This window comes from Facilibium subflavum (assembly GCF_003574485.1).
In the GTDB taxonomy this organism is placed as follows: Bacteria; Pseudomonadota; Gammaproteobacteria; order Francisellales; family Francisellaceae; genus Facilibium; species Facilibium subflavum.
On the sequence record NZ_KZ984700.1, the window covers coordinates 46,716 to 53,291 of the forward strand.

General features: G+C 32.8%; 6 protein-coding genes. All 6 read left to right on the forward strand.

Translation table 11 applies throughout. The annotated features are described in order from the left end of the window. The first annotated feature begins 47 nt into the window (after positions 1-47). The 6 genes from DNK84_RS00415 to DNK84_RS00440 all read left to right on the forward strand — a co-directional run bounded on the left by DNK84_RS00415 (position 48) and on the right by DNK84_RS00440 (position 6,491). A complete protein-coding gene (locus tag DNK84_RS00415) occupies positions 48-782 on the forward strand; it encodes a response regulator transcription factor (RefSeq protein WP_119342613.1) in 735 nt (244 codons plus the stop codon). Positions 783-875: 93 nt separating this feature from the next. Further along, positions 876-2,036 carry a sensor histidine kinase gene (locus DNK84_RS00420; RefSeq protein ID WP_162902118.1) on the forward strand — a complete coding sequence of 387 codons (1,161 nt, stop codon included), beginning with the start codon at positions 876-878 and terminating at the stop codon, positions 2,034-2,036. Further along, positions 2,011-3,177, forward strand: a complete 1,167-nt coding sequence (locus tag DNK84_RS00425; RefSeq protein WP_119342615.1) for a hypothetical protein — start codon at positions 2,011-2,013, stop codon at positions 3,175-3,177. Before DNK84_RS00420 ends, DNK84_RS00425 begins: the two co-directional genes overlap by 26 nt. A 284-nt stretch (positions 3,178-3,461) precedes the next feature. Next, on the forward strand, positions 3,462-4,535 hold the full coding sequence (locus DNK84_RS00430) for a hypothetical protein (protein WP_119342616.1): 1,074 nt from the start codon (positions 3,462-3,464) through the stop codon (positions 4,533-4,535). A gap of 648 nt (positions 4,536-5,183) precedes the next feature. Further along, positions 5,184-5,507: a helix-turn-helix domain-containing protein gene (locus DNK84_RS00435; RefSeq protein WP_119342620.1), complete on the forward strand. Its 324-nt coding sequence runs from the start codon at positions 5,184-5,186 to the stop codon at positions 5,505-5,507. A gap of 90 nt (positions 5,508-5,597) precedes the next feature. Continuing rightward, complete coding sequence (locus DNK84_RS00440) at positions 5,598-6,491, forward strand: cation diffusion facilitator family transporter (protein WP_119342617.1); 894 nt, start codon at positions 5,598-5,600, stop codon at positions 6,489-6,491. Positions 6,492-6,576: the final 85 nt, after the last annotated feature.

A 6,576-nucleotide genomic window follows, 5' to 3' on the forward strand; every position in this document is an offset into this window, starting at 1 on the left:
AACTATTTCAATAAACTGTCCTTTAATTATAGAGGGAACTTCTTACAATGGATATAGAGTTGCCAACTTTGTTTATTTTAGATGATGATAAGGAATGCCTTTCTTTATTAAAAGATTATTTTGACCAGTTTTATCATGTTGAAATTTTCTCAGACCCACAAGAGTTTTTACATAGGTTTGATGATGAATCGGGAAATTGTCGACTTTTACTACTAGACTTGAATTTAAAAACCAACCTTATGGGAACAGATGTGTATAAAGCAATCCTTAAAAAAAATAGAATTCCTACCATCGTAATTTCATCCCTGCTTGATCCTATTGATAAAGTTGTCTGTCTAGAGCTAGGAATAAATGACTATGTAACGAAGCCTTTACACTTAAGAGAACTTCATGCAAGGATAAAAAATCTACTATCGATTTATCACCAGGACTCATTAAGTCATGTAAATGCAACCGAAAATAAGTTGAAAGAGCAGTATTCTTTTAGCCAGTTCATTTTAGATACACAAAAACGTTTATTAATTACTAAATCAGGGGAGAATATCGCATTAACAAAATCACTGTACACCTTGCTCGTTATACTTCTAGAGAATGCTAAATTTGTGATTTCACGAGAAAGTTTATTAGAAAAATTAGGGAAGGAGTATGATGTTTATGATCGCTCTATAGACGTTCAAGTGAGTAATTTACGCAAAATACTGGCAAAATTTAGCGATGAAGAGTTGATCCAGACAAGGCATGGTATGGGCTATGTGTTTAATGCCAATGTTGTAAAAGAGTAAAAAATGCTTTACTCACTCAAACATGTCATTAAAGCGCCTATCCTTAGCTTTACCTTTATTGTTATAACTGTAGCAATTTTATTACAAACGACCATGGGTATCTATTGGCTAACAAAATATCTACCTTCTGAGGCAAGCAAACAGGAAATTGTGAGGCTAACTAAAAATATTGAGTTCTTAAGTCATCATTTCTACTCAGAAAAAGAATTTGTCAACTATATTCATAGCCTGCAGAAACATCGAATTAGAGTAAGCGGATATATGCTTAAGCTCAGCCTGGGCAAAAAAAGCTTATGTCATTCCCACGAATCTGCGAATGTGGTTATAGCTTTAGATAATGAAAAGTGCTTTTTTTTCCGATATAACAACAACGTAGGCATTACGCTCCTATTTACTAAAGATGCCCCTGTCAATATAACAATATGGCTGCCTTTGCTTTCAGTATTACTTGCCATTATTTTGACGCTAATTTATATTTTTATTATCTATCAGAGCTATTTACATAGTGTTTTTTACGTTAATTACTTACATAATTACAGCAGAAACATGGAAAAAGCTAAGCGAATTGAATCCCAATATTTTGATAAATTTTTATCTCATTTAAACCAAAAAATCATTTCATCGACAACAAACATTGAATCGATTATTAAATCACGCGCCAAGCTCTTAGCAACGACTTTACATGATATTCAAGGGCCTTTAAACCGCATTCGATTACGAATGGAAATTGAAAAGGGAGAAATTCCTGACAAAGACGAAAAAGACTTTAATGAGATACACCATATATGCTCTAGTTTAGTTATGTATGGTAAGAATGACTGGTTAACCACTGAGCCAAACCGATACTTTGATTTAATTCCATTGCTAGAAGAAATTATCACAGATTATCGATCAGTAGGACATAATATTATTGCCCATGAGTTCTCACATAAATCTATATTCATTTATGGCAAGCAAAATGCACTAAAAAGAGCATTTAATAACCTCATTGATAATGCTTTCAGCCATGCAAGCATAGTCTCTTTAAGGCTGCATAAATTAAGACACAAGGTCATTGTAACTATTATTGATAACGGGCCGGGTATAGACGAAGAGATAATGCCTTTAATTTTAAATGTAGGATTATCTACAAAAGGGTCCTCTGGGATTGGGTTAGCTATTGTAAAGGAAATCTTAGATTTTCATAAAGCAGACATGAAAATGACAAATACAAAGGATGGGCTAAAAATTGAAATTGAACTACCAGTACTCTGATATAATAAAGTCACTTATCTTGCTAGCTGCTTTTACGTTGCTATCTCTAATGGTGTCAATAAATGAGTTTCAAGTTATTTATTATAATTTAGGCCTTGAAATTATTCCTGTTAATTTAGGAACGCAAGATATTATCTCAGTGTCTCCTTATTTTGATTTATTCGATCTTATCACTGTTCCATTAATGCTACTAATAATTATTATAGTAGGTTTTTTATATGATCATTTGGGTTTCTGGCGGTTATTTTTGCCAATTGTAATTATGCTAATGATTACCATATATTTTACTGAAAGCATTGCATTTATGATTTTACTTACACCGCTTAACCGCCCCTTATTTATCTTAACATTAGCACAGATAATTCGTTTTAATAAGGCAGTTAAACCCCGTATTTTTTTTATGACCCTGACCATTGCCTGTTATGTGTTTATATACCCAAAAACATGGGAGTTTTTCCTGTCAAAAGAATTAATAGATGTTTTAAGTAGCCACACATTTGAACTTTATTTCGACTTAGTAACATTGTTTATATTGACTCTTTCTAGTATTGCTGTTATCTATTTTATTATGTTTTCGCGAAAACAGTTTAAAATAAAGAATCTACCTGTAAAGTTCTTCATCGCATGTCTTCGAATACGCCAGCTTACATTTTCAAAACAGGAGATGCTTTTTATACTTTTATTATCGATTATAGTTTACTTGTCAAGGTACGCAATCACCCATATCATGCTAAAAAATACAACTAATTTTGATGTCAACTTATCTTTGGTTGAAGGTCTTGAAATTACATATATGCTTATTTTCTGCTTTTGGTTAAGAAAGAGTTATAGCCACAAGCTAAGACGCAAGCTACGCAGACTTTACGTGGGGATATTTTGTGCTATATTATTGCTATTACTACTTAGTGCATTTCCTTTAAGTGTATCTCTTGCAGAAGCTACCTATTATCTATTCTACCCACTAATTGTTGCTGTATTTTTACCCATTTTATTCTACATTTTTTTAAACATAATAAAGCTTGAACAATGTAAGTTGCTAGGATTCCAACTGGCGCTCTCATTTATACTGATTAGTATTATATGGCGACTTTCCTTCTTTATTGCACATTATTTAATACAGATAACTTTATTATTAATTTAAACCTAAATATGACTTTCACATCTCTATATTGAGAACAAAGAAAGCTCTACAACCATAATTCAACTGTATTCGTCATTTTCCCATTATTAACCAAAGTTAAAAGCAGAAGGTTGAGCAACACGTGTCAATTTCATTGATGGTGTTTATTACTGAAATTTTTAAAGATAAATTGAATTTTTACATTTTTATTACAATTTCAATAAAAAAATAGAGCACAAATTACTCATAATTAGATCGCTTATTAAAGCAACTAACTTAACAAATAACTAAAACTAGGAGTTAATATGAAAAAGGCTATTGCTATCATAACGTTACTGACTGTTTCTTGGACTTATGCTGCACAGACAATGGAAACCGATAAACTGGTGAAAGCAGCAATTCAAGATGTGAATACCACCACTTTAAGCGGTAAAGTTACTAATATCAATCAATTCAACAGTGTTCTTGATAGTGCATCAAAAGGCAGTTATATTGCAGCAGGTATTGCAGCAGCAAACCTCATTACAACATTAGCACCACAATACACTGCGTTCACAAAAGATGCAACCTTGCAAAACATGCAAGCATCAAGTATGGCTTTTGGGCAAGCGGTTGTTAATGCAGCACAAAACTATCAAAAACTTGATGTGGTCGATCAATATATACAAAAAGCTACACAACAGTATAATGATTTTTGGAATTATCGTGTAGCGTTCTTAACGAGTTCTGATGCAGCTGATGCAAAAGCTCAACAGATGAACTACTTTTTGAATTACCTAACATTAAATGGTATAAAATTAGCCTCAAAAGGCAAAAACATGCAAGAGGTTGCTGATAGTTATGCCGAGGCAAACCGTTTAGCCTACCAATTGCCTGTTGATGCCTACAATATTTATATGCAGTATAGAGACGACGCTCAAAAAATGCTTAACGTAAATCAGGATCAGCTTGTCTCAGAAATTCAAGCGTTACGTGCTAATGCACGTGTCCAAAACATTAGTCAAATTAGCGTTGATGTCAATAATGCGATTGAGGCTGCCTTAAACAAAAAATATGAAATTCGCATATTTGGTTTTAAAGTAACAACTTTTAGCATCCCTAAAAAGTTAAAGGATTTTGTTCATAATGCGGAACAAAAAACAGGTGCTGCAGATGCATATCAAGCTCTACAATTTTTTATGATGCAAAACACTCAGGACGGTAAACCTTCTGCTGCAGTATACAGTGAAGTATTGAAAAATAAAGATACAAATAGTTTTGCTAAATTGATGGTAGTCTTAGCTAATAACTTATCTGCTCATTTTACGAGTTTAACACCAGAAGAAGCTTATTACGCCATTGGTTACCAGTTAGCAAATCAACTGATTGCTAGAATGTAATATGACTACAGAATGAATACAAAGCCAAAAATTAAGTGGCAAACTTACAATAACTTCATGTCATGCAGAGACTTTATAATAAATCGTATTGTAATCAGACAAAACTTGATGCATTGTATTTTTGTTTGCCATATCAGGGAGGCTTTTCTACACCTTAGATATACCCATCACAAACTATTTTACAGNNTTCGTCCTTAGATTATACGTTTTAACCATTATAACCTATGAAAGAATTTACACACTTATTTCAATATTCCTTTTTTTGCGCTGCAGTATAACTCTGCTTAATAAACGACCACTTTCGCCTGTAATAAGCAACTAAAGCTGAAAATCTGACTTTTAATTATGTACAAGGATGACAATATACTTGTTATTAACTGAAAACTTAATTAGTCTCCTAATACTGGCTTAATTTAAGAAAGTGAGGATAATAAGTAGTATCAAGTAATAAATGCCTTCTTTAAGTTAAGTATTTTGAGGAATATTTGTGGTCTCAGAGAAAACACTTTGTGCATGTTGTTACATTTACTATAACCATATGTGTAGGTTTGCTTTAGTGACACAAGCACTTGGTAACTAATATTGGTTTCATCATTATTTAGATCTTTAAAACAATGCTTTATGGGGTAAAAGGAGGGGATGATAAAGATGACTGCAACAATGCATTATAAACTAAAACAAGGTAACAGCTCAAAACAAACGTTCCCATTGCGCGAAGTGGTTAAAAAACGTGTCCAGCAGCTTTATAGAAATTCCAGCCTGGATGGCTTGGAAAGTGGAAAAGTTTATCATCTAATTATGGAAGAAACCGAATGGTCAATGATCGAAGTATCGTTGGAATTTACTGGGTATAATATAAGTAGATCTGCACACATTCTTGGTTTAAACCGTGTAACTTTCCTCCAACAACTGAAGCAGTACAAATATGCTCAGACTCACATTCCGTGCTCCGAGTCTTACAGCCTAGGATAAATAAAATACTGCCTAAGCCATGCGCCAAATTTAATAGTGCCTTTATTCTTTTATATTGAACTTACGTTAAATTAACAAAATAGGTAAATCATGGATTTTGTAAATACCCAAAAAATTGAAACCAAAACCCTTAAAGTTAACTTTATTTTATCGGCTGTTTTTGTTTTATTTAGCCTAGTAATCGTCTATTTTGCAAAATCTTTAACTGTGTTACTAGATGTGGGTTATTCATTTATCACACTTTTAATCTACATAATCTCACTATATGTAATCAAAAAAATAAATCAACCTGCTAACAAATACTATCCATATGGATACTATCGTTTAGAACCTGTTTTTGTAATATTGCAAGCAGGATTTATTTTGGTTGTTTCTGTTAGCGTTATTGTTATATCAATTGTTAATCTCCTTACTCATGCAATAATTCCAAATTATTTGTTTGCACTGATTGGTTCCTTTATTGGTACAATAACTTGTAGCATTATGTATTTCTATGTTAGAAATGCCGCACGAAAAACCGGCTCTAAAATTCTATGTGCTGATGCTGAGCTTTGGAAAGCCGATGCCCTCTTAAGCGCTTCTGTTGATATTTCGCTAGCCATTGCACTAATTTTAACGTTTTATGGACTAGGCGATTTGGCAATCTATGTTGACCCAAGTGCTGCTATTATTATGGGGTTAGTAATTATTTTAAAGCCATTAAAGCTAATTAAAGAGGCAGGGCTTAATCTGTTAGATGCGTCAGTCGCTCCTGAACTAAGTAAACAAATCACTACAATAGCAAATATAACTTGCAAAAACCAGGGCTTAAGTGCTAAAAAAGTTGTTATCACGCAGTCCGGACGTTTCTTGTGTGTTGATCTGTATTTAAAACTCCCTCCAACCTTACAAACAAAGGAATTACACTACTTAAAAACAAAACTATTAAAACAGTACGAAGCGCAATATAAAAAATATGTAACTTATGTCTTTCTAAGCATTTAGACTGTCAACATAACTTTTTGGTGATGGTTTATTTTGTCAAGAATATAAATATGTTACATCAATCGAAAATGGGGTATAAAGTATG